The following is a 15,870-nucleotide window of genomic DNA, read 5'->3' on the forward strand; positions in this document are numbered from 1 at the left end:
CCTCGGCCCCGGGTGCATCGGCGGCTGCCTCGACGGGCTCGGCGACGGCCTTCTTGGCGGCCCGCTTGCGCGGCGCCTTCGGGGCGGCCTCGGCCTCGGCGGCCGGGGTTTCGGCGGCCGGGGTCTCGGCGGCGACGGCCTTCTTGGTCACGCGCTTGCGCGGGGCCTTCGGGGCCTCGGCCCCGGGTGCATCGGCGGCTGCCTCGACGGGCTCGGCGACGGCCTTCTTGGCGGCCCGCTTGCGCGGCGCCTTCGGGGCGGCCTCGGCCTCGACGGCCGGGGTCTCGACGACCGGGGCCTTCGGAGCCTCGATCACCACGACGGCCTCGGCCGCCGGGGTGGACGTCACCGGGCTGGAGACCTTACGGGTCGCCCGACGGCGCGGCCGGGGCGCGACCTCCTCGACCGGAGCCGCGGGGGCCTCGGGCGCCTCCGCGGCCGCGGGGGCCTCGGCGGTCGCCGTGACCGTGCTGGTGGCCGGCCGGGTCGCACGACGCCGGGCCCGGGGGGCCGAGGGCGCCTGCGCCGGCACGGCGGACTCCGCCGCGGGGGCGGCGGCGACGACCGGCTCGGCGGCCTGGGCCGGAACCGAGGTCTCGGCGGAGCCGGTGGCCTTGCGGGTCACCCGGCGGCGGGGCGCCTTGGGCTCGGCGTCGACCGGGGCCTCGACGGCCTTGGCGGCGGGCGCCTTGGGCTCCTCGACCGACTGCGCGGGAACCGCTGCGGTCCTGCGGTCGGCGGCGAGCGCCGCGGCGGCCGTCTCGACCGTCTGGAACGTCACCGTGTCCTCGACCGGACGCGGCCGGACCCGACGCCGGCGCGGCGCCGTCGGAGCCTCGACCGGCGCGACGGGGGCCGGAGCGGCCGCGGGGGCGGCACCCTCGGCGCGCCCGCCACGACCCCGTCGGCGCCGCGGCCGTGCCTCGGCGGCGGGAGCCTCGGCGACCGGGGCCTCGACCGTGCGGTCCTGGGCGACGGGCGCGTCGGCCTTCGGCTCGACGGCGTCGGCCGTACGGGCCTCGGCCACGCGGCCACCGCGCTTCGGCGCGGCGGTCTCGGCCGCGGCGACCGGAGCTTCGGCCGCGGGGGCCTCCGCCTTCGGCTCGGCGGCCGGGGCCTCGACCGGCTCGGCCGTGGCCGCGCCGGCCACCGGCACGCCCGTCTGGCCCGCGGCGCGGGTGCGGCGACGGCGGCGCGGGGTGCGCGGGGCGGTGGCCTCGGCGGGAGCGGCGGACTCCGCCGGAGCGGCGGCCGTCTCGGGCGCCGTCACCGGCGCCGCGTCGGCGGCGGCCGGGGCGTCCGAGCCGCCGCGGGTGCGGCGACGCTGGCGCGGGGTGCGGGTGCGCGCCGGGCGCTCCTCGGTCTTCTCCTGGCGCGGGCCGCGGGCCCGGCGGCCGCCCGGCTCGCCCAGGTCCTCGAGCTCCTCGGCGTCCAGACCGGCTCGGGTCCGCTCGGCGCGCGGCAGGATGCCCTTGGTGCCCTCGGGGATGTCGAGCTCGGCGTAGAGGTGCGGCGAGCTGGAGTAGGTCTCGGCCGGGTCGTGGAAGTCCAGCTCCAGGGCCTTGTTGATCAGCTGCCAGCGCGGGATGTCGTCCCAGTCGACCAAGGTGATCGCCGTACCGCTCGCACCCGCGCGGCCGGTGCGGCCGATGCGGTGGAGGTAGGTCTTCTCGTCCTCGGGGGACTGGTAGTTGATGACGTGCGTGACGCCCTCGACGTCGATGCCGCGCGCCGCCACGTCGGTGGCGACGAGCACGTCGACCTTGCCGTTGCGGAAGGCGCGCAGCGCCTGCTCGCGGGCGCCCTGGCCGAGGTCGCCGTGGACGGCGCCCGAGGCGAAGCCGCGACGCTCCAGCTGCTCGGCGATGTCGGCCGCCGTGCGCTTGGTGCGGCAGAAGATCATCGCGAGTCCGCGGCCACGGGCCTGCAGGATGCGCGCGACCATCTCCGGCTTGTCCATGGAGTGGGCGCGGTAGACGCGCTGGGTGATGTTCTTGTGGGTCGCGCCCTGGTCGTCCGGCGCGGTGGCGCGGATGTGCGTGGGCTTCGACATGTAGCGGCGGGCCAGGCCGATGACCGCGCCCGGCATGGTCGCCGAGAACAGCATGGTCTGGCGCTTCGCCGGAAGCATGTTGATGATCTTCTCGACGTCGGGCAGGAAGCCCAGGTCGAGCATCTCGTCGGCCTCGTCCAGGACGAGGACCTTGACGTGCGACAGGTCGAGCTTGCGCTGGCCGGCCAGGTCGAGCAGGCGGCCGGGGGTGCCGACGATGACGTCGACGCCCTTCTGCAGCGCCTCGACCTGCGGCTCGTACGCGCGGCCGCCGTAGATGGCGAGGACGCGCACGTTGCGCACCTTGCCGGCGGTCAGCAGGTCGTTGGTGACCTGCTGGCACAGCTCGCGGGTGGGGACGACGACGAGCGCCTGCGGGGCGTCGGTCAGCTGCTCGGGCTTGGCCCGGCCGGCCTCGACGTCCGAGGGGACGGTGACGCGCTCCAGGATGGGGAGGCCGAAACCGAGGGTCTTGCCCGTGCCGGTCTTGGCCTGGCCGATGACGTCGGTGCCGGAAAGGGCGACCGGAAGGGTCATCTCCTGGATGGGAAAGGGGGAAACGATGCCGACGGCTTCCAGGGCCTCGGCCGTCTCGGGAAGAATCCCGAGGTCTCGGAACGTAGTCAGGGAACTGCCTCTTCTGTGAGACGCGGCGCGAGGCGAACGCTGGGGGTCTTACCGTGCCGGATCACTTCCGGTCTGGCCTCGAAGGCCGTGACCGGGTGGCGCGGGACCACTGCCGTCGCTCGAGCGTCGTGCCGCTTGAGGGACCCCTCGGCGGGTGCGCCGGAAGGGCTGTCGGGCCGGAGCCGATCGGGCCACCGACCGGGCATCCTCATTCATGAGTCGGCCCACGGGGTACGTCCGAACGTGCGAAAGCATGTCCGCATACTCAGCAGGCGCCTTACCACTGTACCCCGGAATCGCGCATGTGTGTCGGGAGAATTCCGGACGAGGCCACGGTCACAGTCACTGACCAGCGCCTTGGCCGGGCGCGGGAGCGGGCTATTGTGCGCTTCATGGAGACGCCCGACAACGCCACACCCACCGGTATCGCCGCCCAGGACTGGGCCACGGCCTCCGCCGTGCCGCAGTACCGCGCCGCCGTGATCGACCTGCTCGGCGCCCTCGCCTACGGCGAGCTGGCCGCCTTCGAGCGGCTCGCCGAGGACGCCAAGCTGGCGCCGACCCTCGCGGACAAGGCGGAGCTGGCGAAGATGGCCTCGGCGGAGTTCCACCACTTCGAGCGGCTGCGCGACCGGCTCGCCGCCGTGGACGCCGAGCCCACGTCCGCCATGGAGCCGTTCGCCAAGGCGCTGGACGACTTCCACCGCCAGACCGCGCCGTCGGACTGGCTGGAGGGCCTGGTCAAGGCCTATGTGGGCGACTCGATCGCCAGCGACTTCTACCGGGAGGTCGCCGCCCGCCTGGACTCCGACACCCGCGGTCTCGTGCTCTCCGTGCTCGACGACACCGGCCACGGCAACTTCGCCGTGGAGAAGGTCCGCGCCGCCATCGACGCCGACCCCCGCGTCGGCGGCCGGCTCGCCCTGTGGGCCCGCCGGCTGATGGGCGAGGCGCTCTCGCAGGCCCAGCGCGTGGTCGCCGAGCGCGACGCGCTGTCGACGATGCTGGTGGGCGGCGTGGACGGGATGGCCGCGGGCTTCGACCTCGCCGAGGTCGGGCGCATGTTCTCCCGCATCACCGAAGCGCACACCAAGCGGATGGCGGCCCTGGGCCTCGCGGCCTAGTCGGTCACGTCCCTGTGCAGGGGCCGGGGCCGCGACGGCGTCCCCGGCCTCGTGTCAGCCCGCCGCGGCTGATCGGCGCAGCCGGCGCGAGGCCGGGCGGATCAGCAGCGACAGCAGCACCGCCGCCACCGCGACCGCACCGATCAAGGTGGCGAGGAAGTGGCCGGGGCCGAGGGCCCCGTGGGTCACCAGGGCGCCGAAGACGGCGCCGAGCGCGCCCGTGACGAGGACGGCGCCCCGTGCGGGGAGGCGGTCGGGCAGCCGGTGCAGGGCGGCCCAGGCCAGGGCGAAGCCGAGCAGGGCGGAACCGAGAGCTTCCAGGAACACGGCGGATCACCTCGCGTGCGGTGCGGGGCGGGCAGTTCGGTCACAGCCGTCCTACCCGGCAGGCCCGGAAGACAATCCTCCCCATACCCCCTGACGTGGGCATACGAAAGGCCCGGTGGAGCCTCCACCGGGCCTTGTCGCCGTTCACCTGCCGATCGCGAACCGCTCAGAGCGCGCCGAAGCCCACCCGGCGGACGGCCGGCTCACCGAGCTCGACGTACGCGATCTTGTCGGCCGGTACCAGGACCTTGCGGCCCTTCTCGTCCGTCAGGCTGAGCAGCTGCGCCTTGCCGGCCAGCGCGTCGGCCACCGCGCGCTCGACCTCCTCGGCGGACTGCCCGCTCTCCAGAACGATCTCCCGGGGTGCGTGCTGCACGCCGATCTTGACCTCCACGGCTATGTCCCTCCGAACGGTCAGCTGTGCGCGGATACCGCGCCGTACGCTGCACACATTAGCCCGGTGAGGCGACGCGTACGGCTCAGCCGCCGCACGCCAGGAGCGAACATCCGGCCCGCGGTGGGCGATCGCTCAGTGCCCCTCGGCGCTCAGCTGCCCGTCCACCGGGTGCAGCGGGAAGCCGGCGATGCCGCGCCAGGCGAGCGAGGTCAGCAGCGCCACGGCCTTGTCGCGGGGGACCGGGGACTCGCTGGAGAGCCAGTAGCGGGCGACGACCTGGGAGACCCCGCCGAGGCCGACGGCGAGCAGCATCGACTCGTCCTTGGCCAGTCCGGTGTCCTCGGCGATGACGTCGGAGATCGCCTCGGCGCACTGCAGGCTCACCCGGTCGACGCGCTCGCGCACGGCCGGCTCGTTGGTGAGGTCGGACTCGAAGACGAGCCGGAACGCGCCGCCCTCGTCCTCCACGTACGCGAAGTAGGCGTCCATGGTGGCGGCCACGCGGAGCTTGTTGTCCGTGGTGGAGGCCAGCGCCGTGCGGACCGACTGGAGCAGCGACTCGCAGTGCTGGTCGAGCAGCGCGAGGTAGAGCTCCAGCTTGCCCGGGAAGTGCTGGTAAAGGACCGGCTTGCTGACGCCGGCCCGCTCGGCGATGTCGTCCATGGCGGCCGAGTGGTACCCCTGGGCGACGAACACCTCCTGGGCCGCGCCGAGCAGCTGGTTGCGTCGGGCACGGCGCGGCAGGCGCGTGCCCCGAGGGCGTGCTGCCTCTGTCTGCTCGATGGCGCTCACGCCGCCTCCAAATATCGATCCATGCGCGCATTGGCGTCGCGCCGCCATCGTACTTTTGGGTAACCCGGCTGTGCGCGGTGCGAACGCAGAATTTCACGGACCGGACGCCCGGGGCGAGAGCGGATTCACCACCTAAGCGAACAAAACAGCGGGAGCCGGCCGCTCAATACGCCATTCGTGCGATGGTGCGGGCAGCGGTCGACGCCCGGTCGCCTCCTGCGCGGGCCGGCCGGGAGAAGCCGAGAAGCACCCTCAGCGGTAGTCGTCCTCGTCGACGGCGACCACCCGGGTCTGTTCGAGGGCGTCCGCGTCGTTGGCGCCCTCGTGGATGAGGGGACTGGGCTGCTCGTCCTCGTGCTGCTGCAGCTCGGTGTGCTGTTCGGCCGCGTCGGCCTCCGGGGTCTCCTCGTCCAGCACGACGTCCTCTTTCTCGGCGAAGGTGTCCGGCTCGTTCGGGTCGGCAGTCATGCGGTTCCTTCCGGAGCGGGCGGGGTCCGCGGGTCCTGTCGGGTCTGCTCCATGGCCCTCACCCTTCGAGCGTAGGAGTTCCCCCGGCCCGCCGCACCCGATCCTGTGACGCCGGCCACACGCGCCCGGGCGTGATCGTCTCGTAATATCGCTGCCATGTCCTCGACCGAGCTGCCGGAAACCCGGACCGCCGCATCGCCCGCGACCCGGCCGCGCACCGTGCGGGTCGCCGACGGCGAGGAGCTGCGCTCCGTCGCGCTGCCCGGGCTCACCCTGACCGTGCGCGCGCGGCCCGGCGAGACGGCCGGTCTTCCGCCCGCCCTGTACGTGCACGGCCTCGGCGGCTCCTCGCAGAACTGGTCGGCCCTGATGCCGCTGCTCGCGGACCTGGTGGACGGCGAGGCACTCGATCTGCCCGGCTTCGGCGACTCGCCGCCGCCGGACGACGGCAACTACTCCGTGACGGGACACGCCCGCGCGGTCATCCGGCTCCTGGACTCCACGGGCCGCGGCCCCGTGCACCTCTTCGGCAACTCGCTGGGCGGCGCGGTCGCCACCCGGGTCGCCGCGGTCCGGCCCGACCTGGTCCGCACCCTGACCCTGATCTCCCCGGCGCTGCCCGAGCTGCGCGCCCAGAAGACCGCCTGGCCGACCGCGCTGCTCGCGCTGCCGGGCGTCGCCCCGCTCTTCGCGCGCCTCACCCAGGGGTGGACGGCCGAGCAGCGGGTCCGCGGGGTGCTCGCGCTCTGCTACGGGGACCCCGGGCGGGTCACCGACGAGGGCCTGCGGCACGCGGTGGAGGAGATGGAGCGGCGCCTGGAGCTGCCGTACTTCTGGGACGCGATGGCCCGCTCCTCGCGCGGCATCGTCGACGCCTACACCCTGGGCGGCCAGCACGGTCTGTGGCGGCAGGCGGAGCGGGTGCTCGCCCCGACCCTGCTCGTGTACGGCGGGCGCGACCAGCTCGTGTCGTACCGGATGGCGCGCCGGGCCGTGGCCGCGTTCCGCGGCTCCAGGCTGCTGACGCTCCCGGACGCGGGCCACGTGGCGATGATGGAGTATCCGGAGACGGTCGCCGCCGCGGTGCGGGAGCTGATCACCGATGCCGCCCGGGCGGCATCGGCCGAGGGCGGGAGCTGAGCCGGACCGTGGGACGACATAGTCGCAAGGGCCCCGCCGCCCCGGTGGCCGACACCGGGCAGCGCGAGGCCGCGGGGCCGGGCCCGGCGCCCGGGACGGGTCGGCGCCGACGGGTCACGGGGACCCAGCCCCAGGGGACCGGCCCCGGCCACCCGTTCGACACGCCGATGCACGGCACCCCCCGCTACCAGGGGCCGTACGACCCGCCCGCCGGGCACGCCGTACGCGGCGGGCACCCGGCGCACGCCGAGGACACGGCCCCCGCGGCGCGCCCCGCCGCCCCGCCCCTCATCCCCGGGCCGCGCCGTGCGGCGCCCTCCGCGAGGCGGCAGGGGGAGCAGCAGGAGCGGACCGCACCGGCCGAGCAGTCGGCAGCGGCCGGGCAGGCCGCGCCGCCCGCGCGGGCGCCCAAACGGCAGCCGGTCCGGGCCGGCGGGCTCGGCCGGACCCTCACCGGCATCGCCGCGGCCGCCGTCACCACCGTCCTCGCCCTGGTCGTCGCCGGCCAGGTCGCCGAGCGCGAGAAGGACGGGACGCCCCGGTCCCACTCGGCCGACGACTCCGTGGACCGCGCCGACGCCCAGAGCCCCGTCTCGCGCTCCGACGACCGGGTCACGCCCTCGAAGCCGACGCCGGCCGCGCCGCCCTCGTACGAGCAGCTGATGGCCCGCCGGTTCCCGATCGACCCCCACCTGCAGGGCCCGGGCACGTTCGAGGCCGTCCCCGGCTTCGACCGGGCGCCGGGCAAGGGCCGCAAGGTCCGCTACCGGGTGGACGTCGAGCAGGGGCTCGGACTGGACGGGGCGCTCTTCGCACAGGCCGTGCAGAAGACCCTCAACGACCCGCGCAGCTGGGCCGGGCAGGGCGAGATGACCTTCGAGCGGATCTCCAGCGGGGAGCCGGAGTTCGTGATCTCCCTGGCCAGCCCCGGGACCACCGGCGACTGGTGCCGGAAGTCCGGCCTCGACACCACCATCGACAACGTGTCCTGCGACTCGGCCTCCACCCAGCGCGTGATGATCAACGCCTTCCGCTGGGCGCAGGGCTCGGCCACCTTCGGGCCCCAGGCGATGCACGCCTACCGCCAGATGCTCATCAACCACGAGGTCGGGCACCGGCTCGGGCACGGCCATGTGAGCTGCCGCACACCGGGCGCGCTCGCACCCGTGATGCAGCAGCAGACGAAGTCCCTGGACATCGACGGCATCAAGTGCCGTCCCAACCCCTGGGTGCACCCGGGAAGTTGACGGGCCGTCGATGCGGTGGCCGTCCGACAGGTGAGACGGGCGTCTCGGAAATGCGTAGGGGCGCGTTGACATCGTTCAGGCGTTCGTTCATATTTCTCGGCATGTCGCCCCGTCACGCCATTTCCGATCGCGCCGCTTTCCAGCTGGCGCTCATCGGCGTGACCGGACACGCGGTCGCCGACATTCTCTGTCGCTGACGCCGCCCGAGCGCGCGTCGGCCTTCAAGGCTTCCTGGCTTCCCGCCTTACCGCCTTATCTTCCCCGCGCCCGGGTTCCGCTGAACCGCAGGCGCGCATTCCCGTTATTCCCTTCGGGCCGATTCTCGGTGCCTGCCTGCGGAAATCCCTTGCCTTTTCCCGCAGTTCACCCCGAGAGGTCTCCTTCCCATGCGTCAACCGTCCGTCATCTCGCGCCGCGCGGCAGCGGCCGTCGTCAGTCTCGTCCTGGCCTCCGGCGCCGTCGCCTGCGCCGGACCCCAGGACGCCGGCAAGGGCGCCTCCGGCAAGGCCGCGGGCGGCCCGCAGAAGGGCGGCACGCTCACCGTCCTGAACAGCGAGCCCCAGGAGGACTTCGACCCGGCCCGCCTCTACACCTCCGGCGGCGGCAACGTCCCCTCCCTCGTCTTCCGCACCCTCACCACCCGCAACCGCGAGGCGGGCGCCGCCGGCACCCAGGTCGTCCCCGACCTCGCCACCGACACCGGCCGCCCCAACAAGGACGCCACCGAGTGGACGTACACCCTCAAGGACGGGCTGAAGTTCGAGGACGGCACGCCCATCACCAGCGCCGACATCAAGTACGGCATCGAGCGCTCCTTCGCCGCCGAGCTCTCCGGCGGCGCGCCCTACCTGCGTGACTGGCTCGTCGGCGGCGACACCTACCAGGGCCCCTACAAGGACAAGAAGGGCCTCGCGTCGATCGTCACCCCCGACGCCAGGACCATCGTCTTCAAGCTGAAGAAGCCCGAGGGCGAGTTCCCCTTCGTCGCCACCCAGACCCAGTTCGCCCCCGTCCCCCAGGCCAAGGACACCGGCGCCAAGTACGAGGAGCACCCGGTCTCCTCCGGCCCGTACAAGGTCGTCAGGAACGAGAACGACGGCCAGCGCCTCGTCCTGGAGCGCAACCCGCACTGGGACCCCAAGACGGACGAGGAGCGCAAGGCCTACCCCGACACGATCGACGTCAAGTCGGGCCTCGACGAGGCCGTCATCAACCAGCGCCTCTCCACCTCCGCGGGCGCCGACGCCGCCGCCGTCACCACCGACACCAACCTCGGCCCGGCCGAGCTCGCGCAGGTCGGCTCCGACAAGGAGCTCGCCGCCCGCGTCGGCACCGGACACTTCGGCTACACCAACTACCTCGCCTTCAACCCGAAGGTGAAGCCCTTCGACAACCCGAAGGTGCGCCAGGCGATCTCCTACGCGATCAACCGCACCAGCGTCGTCAACGCCGCCGGCGGCTCGGCGCTCGCCGAGGCCGCCACCACCTTCCTGCCCGAGCAGAAGTCCTTCGGCTTCACCCCCTACGACCACTTCCCGGCCGGCAAGACCGGTGACCCGGCCAAGGCCAAGCAGGTCCTCAAGGAGGCCGGCTACCCCAACGGCCTGACCGTCACCCTGCTGCACTCCACCGCCCAGAACCGCGCCACCAGCCCCGAGGTCGCCACCGCCGTCCAGGAGGCCCTCGCCAAGGCCGGCATCACCGTCAAGCTCGACGGCCAGGAGCCCAACTCCTTCAACGAGAAGCGCTGGAGCGTCAAGAACGCGCCCGGCTTCTTCCTCTCCCGCTGGGGTGCCGACTGGCCGGCCGGCGGCCCCTTCCTGGCGCCGATCTTCGACGGCCGCCAGATCGTCACCAACGGCTCCAACTACAACCACGCGCAGCTGAACGACCCGGCGGTCAACAAGGAGATCGACGAGATCAACAAGCTGACCGACCTCAAGGCCGCCGCAGCCCGCTGGGGCGCCCTGGACAAGAAGATCGGCGAGCAGGCGCTCGACGTGCCGCTCTTCCACCCGGTCTACAAGCGCCTCGTCGGCAAGGACATCAAGAACGTCGTCATCAGCGACTGGACCGGCGTCCTCGACATCTCGCAGGTCGCGGTCAAGTGACCTCGCTCAGCTCACCGTCCGACGTGTCGGCGCCCGTGGCGGTCACCCCCGCCACGGGCGCCGCCCGGCAGGTGTGGCGGAGGCTGCGCACCCGGCCCTCCGCCCTCGTCGCCGCCTCCGTGCTCGCCCTGCTCGTCCTGCTCGCCGTCGCCGCCCCGCTGCTCGCCGCCCTGGAGGGCCAGGACCAGCACACGTACCACGACGACCTCGTGGACTCCGCCCGCGGCGGCGTCCCGTACGGCTCCTTCGGCGGAATCAGCGCCGACCACTGGCTCGGCGTCGAACCCGGCACCGGACGCGACCTGTTCGTCCGGCTCCTGTACGGCGCCCGGATCTCGCTGCTCGTCGCCGTCGGCGCCACCGCCGTCCAGATCCTCATCGGCGTGCTCATCGGCCTCGCCGCCGGTCTCGGCAGCCGCTGGGTCGACGCCCTCCTCGGCCGGATCACCGACGTGTTCGTCGCGCTGCCGTTCCTCGTCCTCGCCATCGCGCTCACCGCGGTCGTCCCGCGCGACTTCCCGCGCCCGCTGCTGCTGATCCTGGTCATCGGGCTGATCGGCTGGGCCGGCACCTCCCGGATCGTGCGCGCCCAGACCCTCACCCTCAAGAGCCTCGACTTCGTCGCCGCCTCCCGGCTCGCCGGCTCGGGACGGTGGCGCACCGCACGGCGCGAGCTGATCCCCTCGCTCGCCGCGCCCGTCATCACCTACGCCGCGATCCTCGTGCCCGGCAACATCGTCGTCGAGGCCTCGCTCTCCTTCCTCGGCGTGGGCGTCACCCCGCCCACCCCGTCCTGGGGACAGATGCTGTCCACCGCGCAGACCTGGTTCCGCGCCGACCCGGCGTACGTCCTGCTGCCCGCCGGCCTGCTCTTCGTGACCGTGCTCGCCTTCACCGTGCTCGGCGACGCCGTACGGACGGCCCTCGACCCGCGCGAGGCCGGCCGCCTCGCCGTGGGCACCCGCCGGGCCAAGCGGGCCCGCAAGGAGAAGACCTCATGACCCGCTACATCCTCAAGCGGCTCGCGGGCGCCGTGCTGGTCCTGCTCGCCCTCTCGGTCCTCGTCTACGGCCTGTTCTACCTGCTGCCGGGCGACCCCGCCCGGCTCGCCTGCGGCGAACGCTGCAACCCGCAGCAGATCGCCCAGGTCCGCGAGCAACTCGGCCTGAACGACGGGGTCCTCGTGCAGTACCTGCACTTCCTCCAGGGCGTCGTGGCCGGCCGCGACTACTCCTCGGGCACCGGCGTCCTGCACTGCGACGCGCCCTGCCTCGGCCTGTCGTACCAGAACGACCAGCAGGTCACCCGGATCATCCTGGAGCGGCTGCCCGCCACCGCCTCCCTCGCGCTCGGCGCGATGGTCATCTGGCTCGTCATCGGCGTCGGCACCGGACTGCTCTCCGCGCTGCGCCGCGGCGGGCTCACCGAGCGGACCCTGACCGTGCTCACCCTCGCCGGCACCGGCACGCCCGTGTTCATCCTGGGCCTGCTGCTGCTCATGGCGGTCTGCGCCTACCTCCAGTGGCTGCCCTTCCCGACCTATGTGCCGCTGGGCGAGGACCCCGAGCAGTGGGCCTGGAACATGCTGCTGCCCTGGCTCACCCTCGGCTTCTTCGAGTCCGCCAAGTACGCCCGGATGACCCGCAGCTCCACCCTGGAGACGCTGGCCGAGGACCACATCCGCACCTTCCGCGCGTACGGCGTGGGGGAGCGGGCCGTCGTCACCCGGCACGCGCTGCGCGGGGCCGTGCCGCCGGTGATCGCGCTCAGCGCGCTCGACCTCGGCTCGATGTTCGGCGGCGCCGTGCTCACCGAGTCCCTCTTCGGCATCCCCGGTCTCGGCAAGACCCTCATCGACTCCGTCCGGCACATCGACCTGCCGGTGGTCGTGGGCATCGTGCTCCTCACCGGAGTCGCCGTGGTCGTGGCGAACGTCGTCGCCGACCTCCTCTACGCCGCCGCCGACCGAAGGGTGGTCCTCTCATGAGCATCGAAGAACCCCTGGTCGCCGTCGACGGCCTCAGCGTCTCCTTCGAGGGCGGCGTCCGGGCCGTGGACGAGCTGTCGTTCACGCTCGGGGCCGGCCGGGCGCTCGCCCTCGTCGGCGAGTCCGGCAGCGGCAAGTCCACCGTGGCCGGCGCCCTGCTCGGCCTGCACCACGGCACCGGCGCCCACGTCGAGGGCCGCGTCACCGTCGGCGGCATCGACGTCGGCCGCGCGGACGGGACCGAACTGCGCCGGCTGCGCGGCGGCGTGGCCGCCATGGTCTTCCAGGACCCGCTCTCCGCGCTCGACCCGTACTACGCGATCGGCGACCAGATCGCGGAGGTGTACCGGATCCACCACCCGGCAACCGGGAAGGCCGCCCGCGCCCGCGCGGTCGAGGTCCTCGACCGGGTCGGCATCCCCGACGCGGCCCGCCGCGCGCGCTCCCGCCCGCACGAGTTCAGCGGCGGCATGCGCCAGCGCGCCCTCATCGCGATGGCCCTCGCCTGCGAGCCGCGGCTGCTCGTCGCCGACGAGCCCACCACCGCCCTCGACGTCACCGTCCAGGCCCAGATCCTCGACCTGCTCCACGAGCTGCGCCGCGAGACCGGCACCGCCCTGCTGCTCGTCACCCACGACGTGGGCGTGGCGGCCGAGAGCGTGGACGAGGTCCTGGTCATGCGCGGCGGACGCGAGGTCGAACGCGGGCCCGTCACCCGCGTCCTCGCCTCGCCCGCGGAGTCGTACACCCGCGAACTCCTCGCCGCCGTGCCCCGGCTCGACGGTCCCGTGCGACCGGCGCCGATCCCGGCCCAGGCCGGACCCGGCCGAGGCGAGCCGCTGCTCGAAGCGGTCGACCTGCGGCGGGAGTTCGGACGCGGCAAGGACCGGTTCACCGCCGTCGACGGCGCCTCGCTGACCGTCCGCGCGGGGGAGACCCTGGGCGTCGTCGGCGAGTCCGGCAGCGGCAAGACCACCCTGGGCCGGATGCTGGTGCGGCTGCTCGACCCGACCTCGGGCGGACTGCGTTACGGGGGCAGGGAGATCGGCGGCCTGTCGGAGAAGGAGCTGCGCCCGCTCCGGCGCGAGCTGCAGATGGTCTTCCAGGACCCGGTCTCCTCGCTCAACCCGCGCCGCTCGGTGGGCGAGTCCATCGCCGACCCGCTGCGCGCGGCGGGCACCCGGGACGACGCCCGGGTCCGGGCGCGGGTGCGCGAACTCCTCGACCGGGTGGGGCTCGACCCCGACCGCTACGACGCCTATCCGCACGAGTTCAGCGGTGGTCAGCGCCAGCGCGTCGGCATCGCCCGCGCGCTCGCCGCGGAGCCCCGCCTGATCGTCTGCGACGAGCCCGTCTCGGCGCTCGACGTCACCACCCAGGCCCAGGTCACGGCCCTCCTCGCCGACCTCCAGGCCGAACTCGGCCTGGCGCTGGTGTTCATCGCCCACGACCTGTCCGTGGTACGGCAGGTCAGCGACCGGGTCGCCGTGATGCGCGCGGGCCGGATCGTGGAGCAGGGCACCGTCGAGGAGGTGTACGGCGCACCCCGGGACCCGTACACCCGCAGCCTCCTCGCGGCGGTCCCCTCGCTCGACCCGGCGCTCGCGGCGGAGCGCCGGGAGCGGCGCCGCGGACAGGGCAAGGAGCTGGCCGCAGCCTGACCGACAGTGACGAAACCGCCTTGTAGCGCCACGGAACGCTACCGGGGTGGGAAAGTTACGTGCATTCACCCCTTCCGGTGGCGCGACGGACAACCGTCCATCGCGCCACCGGCATATCCGCTTACGTTCTTCCCGCTGCGGGTCACCGGACCGAAAGGTGGCCGCCGTCACGGGAGATCGGGGGTGTGTGCCCAATGCGGATCGGACTGCTCACGGAGGGTGGCTATCCGTACGCCACGGGTGAGTCCGGGCTCTGGTGCGACCGGCTCGTCCGCGGGCTCGCCCCGCACGAGTTCGACGTCTACGCCCTCAGCCGCGACGCCCGCCAGGAGGCCGCCGGCCGGCTGCCGCTCCCGCCCAACGTCCGCGAGGTGCGCACCGCTTCGCTCTGGGCCGACGAGGACGAGGGCCGCGGCTACGGGCGGCGCGAGCGGCGCCGCTTCGAGGCCGCCTTCCGCGAGCTGGCCGAAGGCATCTGCGCCGAGCGGCCGACCGGGCCCGCGGGGGCTTCGGGACCCTCGCGGGCGGCCGGACCCGCCGCCGAAGGCCGAGGCGCCGACGCCGGGGGCCGGACCGAGCGCTCCGGCGCCGGGGACGCGGCCGCCGAACACTTCGCCGCCGGGCTCTACGGCCTCGCCGAACTCGCCCGCGACCACGGCGGACTGCGCACCGCGCTCCGCTCCGAGTCCGCCCTCCGCGTCCTGGAGGCCGCCGCCCGGGCCGCCGGCGCCCGCCGCGGCCTGGCCGCCGCCACCGTCCCCGACCACCTCGCCTTCCTCGACCAGCTGGAGCGCGCCCTGCGCCCGCTCTCCCTCGACTGGTACGCCGAAGAGGGCGGCGGCCTCGGCCAGGCCGACCTCTGCCACGCCGCCTCGGCCGGCGCGGCGGCCCTCCCCGGCCTCCTGGCCAAACGCTTCTTCGGCACCCCGCTGCTCGTCACCGAGTACGGCGTCCAGCTGCGCGCCCACTACCTCGCCGCCGCCGACGCCCCCCTCGCCACCCCCGTACGGGCCCTGCTCGCCGCCTTCCACGGCCGGCTCGCCGCCGAGGTCTACCGCCAGGCCGCCCTCCTCACCCCCGGCAACGCCCACGCCCGCCGCTGGCAGGAGCGGTGCGGCGCCGACCGCTCCCGGCTCCGCACCGTCCACCCGGGCATGGACGCCGAACGCTTCGCCGAGGTCGGCGAGGACGAGGAGAGCGGCGACCCGGCGACCCTCGCCTGGATCGGCCACGTCGAGCCCGCCAAGGACCTGATCGCCCTGCTGCACGCCTTCGCCGAGGTGCGCCGGCTGCAGCCCGACGCCCGGCTGCGGATCATCGCCGCACCGGTGCGCGAGCCGGGCGCCGCCGCGTATCTGGCGCACTGCCGCAACCTCGCCGAGCAGCTCTTCCCCGCCGAGGCCGCCGGCCGGCACGAGATCGGCGAGAGCCCCGTCTCCTTCGAGGAACTGGGCGGCCCCGAGGCCCCGACCCTCGAAGAGGCCTACGCCTCCAGCGCCGTGGTCGTCCTGTCCAGCGTCGTCGAGGGCTTCCCCGTGGGCCTCGTCGAGGCGATGTTCTGCGCACGGGCCACCGTCTCCACCGACGTCGGCGCCGTCGTCGAGGTCATCGGAGGCACCGGACTCGTCGTCCCCCCGCGCAACCCCAAGGCGCTCGCCGACGCCTGCCTCGCGCTGCTGCGCGACCCCGAGCGCCGCTACCGCCTGGGCGCCGCCGCGCGTGCCCGCGCCCTGGAGCTGTTCACCGTCGAACAGAACCTGGCGGCGTTCCGCGGCATCTACCTCGAACTGCTCTCCCGCGCGCCGGTGTGCCGCCGCACCGCCGCGGCCGTGCCCTTCGCGCACCCGGCCGAGGCGTATGTGCCGGGCAGCTGGGCCGACCAGCGGCTCACCGCGGCGGCCGGTACGGGAGACCCCGATGCCTGAAGGAGGCACAC

General features: G+C 74.1%; 14 protein-coding genes. 9 read left to right on the forward strand and 5 right to left on the reverse strand.

Annotated features, from left to right (window positions below):
• On the reverse strand, window positions 1–2,590 hold a 2,590-nt coding region (locus ACH414_RS08005; protein WP_398941206.1), incomplete at its 3' end, for a DEAD/DEAH box helicase.
• 482 nt (window positions 2,591–3,072) lie between these two features.
• Here ACH414_RS08005 and ACH414_RS08010 point away from each other — a divergent pair.
• The gene (locus ACH414_RS08010) at window positions 3,073–3,804 is read left to right on the forward strand and encodes a ferritin-like fold-containing protein (RefSeq protein ID WP_382547610.1); all 732 of its coding nucleotides are present in this window, start codon (window positions 3,073–3,075) and stop codon (window positions 3,802–3,804) included.
• A gap of 54 nt (window positions 3,805–3,858) precedes the next feature.
• On the opposite strand, the gene ACH414_RS08015 is transcribed toward ACH414_RS08010, so the two are convergent.
• The 4 genes from ACH414_RS08015 to ACH414_RS08030 all read right to left on the reverse strand — a co-directional run bounded on the left by ACH414_RS08015 (window position 3,859) and on the right by ACH414_RS08030 (window position 5,788).
• Complete coding sequence (locus ACH414_RS08015) at window positions 3,859–4,131, reverse strand: hypothetical protein (protein WP_382547608.1); 273 nt, start codon at window positions 4,129–4,131, stop codon at window positions 3,859–3,861.
• A gap of 166 nt (window positions 4,132–4,297) precedes the next feature.
• Complete coding sequence (locus ACH414_RS08020; protein WP_365338563.1) at window positions 4,298–4,525, reverse strand: DUF3107 domain-containing protein; 228 nt, start codon at window positions 4,523–4,525, stop codon at window positions 4,298–4,300.
• Between the two features lie 135 nt (window positions 4,526–4,660).
• Entirely contained in the window at window positions 4,661–5,320 is a 660-nt protein-coding gene (locus tag ACH414_RS08025; RefSeq protein ID WP_382547606.1) for a TetR/AcrR family transcriptional regulator, read from the reverse strand.
• 252 nt (window positions 5,321–5,572) lie between these two features.
• Window positions 5,573–5,788, reverse strand: a complete 216-nt coding sequence (locus ACH414_RS08030; protein WP_382547604.1) for a hypothetical protein — start codon at window positions 5,786–5,788, stop codon at window positions 5,573–5,575.
• 156 nt (window positions 5,789–5,944) lie between these two features.
• Here ACH414_RS08030 and ACH414_RS08035 point away from each other — a divergent pair, with 156 nt between their 5' ends.
• The 8 genes from ACH414_RS08035 to ACH414_RS08070 all read left to right on the forward strand — a co-directional run bounded on the left by ACH414_RS08035 (window position 5,945) and on the right by ACH414_RS08070 (window position 15,859).
• Window positions 5,945–6,928 carry an alpha/beta fold hydrolase gene (locus ACH414_RS08035; RefSeq protein WP_382547602.1) on the forward strand — a complete coding sequence of 328 codons (984 nt, stop codon included), beginning with the start codon at window positions 5,945–5,947 and terminating at the stop codon, window positions 6,926–6,928.
• 8 nt (window positions 6,929–6,936) lie between these two features.
• Complete coding sequence (locus ACH414_RS08040) at window positions 6,937–8,175, forward strand: DUF3152 domain-containing protein (RefSeq protein WP_386565964.1); 1,239 nt, start codon at window positions 6,937–6,939, stop codon at window positions 8,173–8,175.
• 101 nt (window positions 8,176–8,276) lie between these two features.
• On the forward strand, window positions 8,277–8,372 hold the full coding sequence (locus tag ACH414_RS08045) for an Ms4533A family Cys-rich leader peptide (protein WP_383649909.1): 96 nt from the start codon (window positions 8,277–8,279) through the stop codon (window positions 8,370–8,372).
• A gap of 189 nt (window positions 8,373–8,561) precedes the next feature.
• Window positions 8,562–10,286 (forward strand): ABC transporter substrate-binding protein, encoded by a 1,725-nt coding sequence (locus ACH414_RS08050; RefSeq protein WP_382547596.1) that lies wholly within the window; start codon window positions 8,562–8,564, stop codon window positions 10,284–10,286.
• Window positions 10,287–10,309: 23 nt separating this feature from the next.
• A complete protein-coding gene (locus tag ACH414_RS08055; protein ID WP_382547798.1) occupies window positions 10,310–11,287 on the forward strand; it encodes an ABC transporter permease in 978 nt (325 codons plus the stop codon).
• Entirely contained in the window at window positions 11,284–12,273 is a 990-nt protein-coding gene (locus tag ACH414_RS08060) for an ABC transporter permease (RefSeq protein ID WP_382547594.1), read from the forward strand. The genes ACH414_RS08055 and ACH414_RS08060 overlap by 4 nt, the downstream gene beginning before the upstream one ends.
• Window positions 12,270–13,934 carry an ABC transporter ATP-binding protein gene (locus tag ACH414_RS08065; protein WP_398941210.1) on the forward strand — a complete coding sequence of 555 codons (1,665 nt, stop codon included), beginning with the start codon at window positions 12,270–12,272 and terminating at the stop codon, window positions 13,932–13,934. Before ACH414_RS08060 ends, ACH414_RS08065 begins: the two co-directional genes overlap by 4 nt.
• A 194-nt stretch (window positions 13,935–14,128) precedes the next feature.
• Window positions 14,129–15,859 carry a DUF3492 domain-containing protein gene (locus ACH414_RS08070; RefSeq protein WP_382547590.1) on the forward strand — a complete coding sequence of 577 codons (1,731 nt, stop codon included), beginning with the start codon at window positions 14,129–14,131 and terminating at the stop codon, window positions 15,857–15,859.
• Window positions 15,860–15,870 lie beyond the last annotated feature (11 nt).

The sequence above is a fragment of the Streptomyces sp. NPDC020422 genome, from assembly GCF_044386705.1.
In the GTDB taxonomy this organism is placed as follows: Bacteria; Actinomycetota; Actinomycetes; order Streptomycetales; family Streptomycetaceae; genus Streptomyces.

What these genes read in the sequence shown, in the direction of transcription:
- ACH414_RS08050 (WP_382547596.1), top strand. Translation starts at nt 8,562, where the DNA reads ATGCGTCAACCGTCCGTCATCTCGCGCCGCGCGGCAGCGGCCGTCGTC.
- ACH414_RS08010 (WP_382547610.1), top strand. Translation starts at nt 3,073, where the DNA reads ATGGAGACGCCCGACAACGCCACACCCACCGGTATCGCCGCCCAGGAC.
- ACH414_RS08045 (WP_383649909.1), top strand. Translation starts at nt 8,277, where the DNA reads ATGTCGCCCCGTCACGCCATTTCCGATCGCGCCGCTTTCCAGCTGGCG.
- ACH414_RS08030 (WP_382547604.1), bottom strand. Translation starts at nt 5,788, where the DNA reads ATGACTGCCGACCCGAACGAGCCGGACACCTTCGCCGAGAAAGAGGAC.
- ACH414_RS08060 (WP_382547594.1), top strand. Translation starts at nt 11,284, where the DNA reads ATGACCCGCTACATCCTCAAGCGGCTCGCGGGCGCCGTGCTGGTCCTG.
- ACH414_RS08065 (WP_398941210.1), top strand. Translation starts at nt 12,270, where the DNA reads ATGAGCATCGAAGAACCCCTGGTCGCCGTCGACGGCCTCAGCGTCTCC.
- ACH414_RS08035 (WP_382547602.1), top strand. Translation starts at nt 5,945, where the DNA reads ATGTCCTCGACCGAGCTGCCGGAAACCCGGACCGCCGCATCGCCCGCG.
- ACH414_RS08070 (WP_382547590.1), top strand. Translation starts at nt 14,129, where the DNA reads ATGCGGATCGGACTGCTCACGGAGGGTGGCTATCCGTACGCCACGGGT.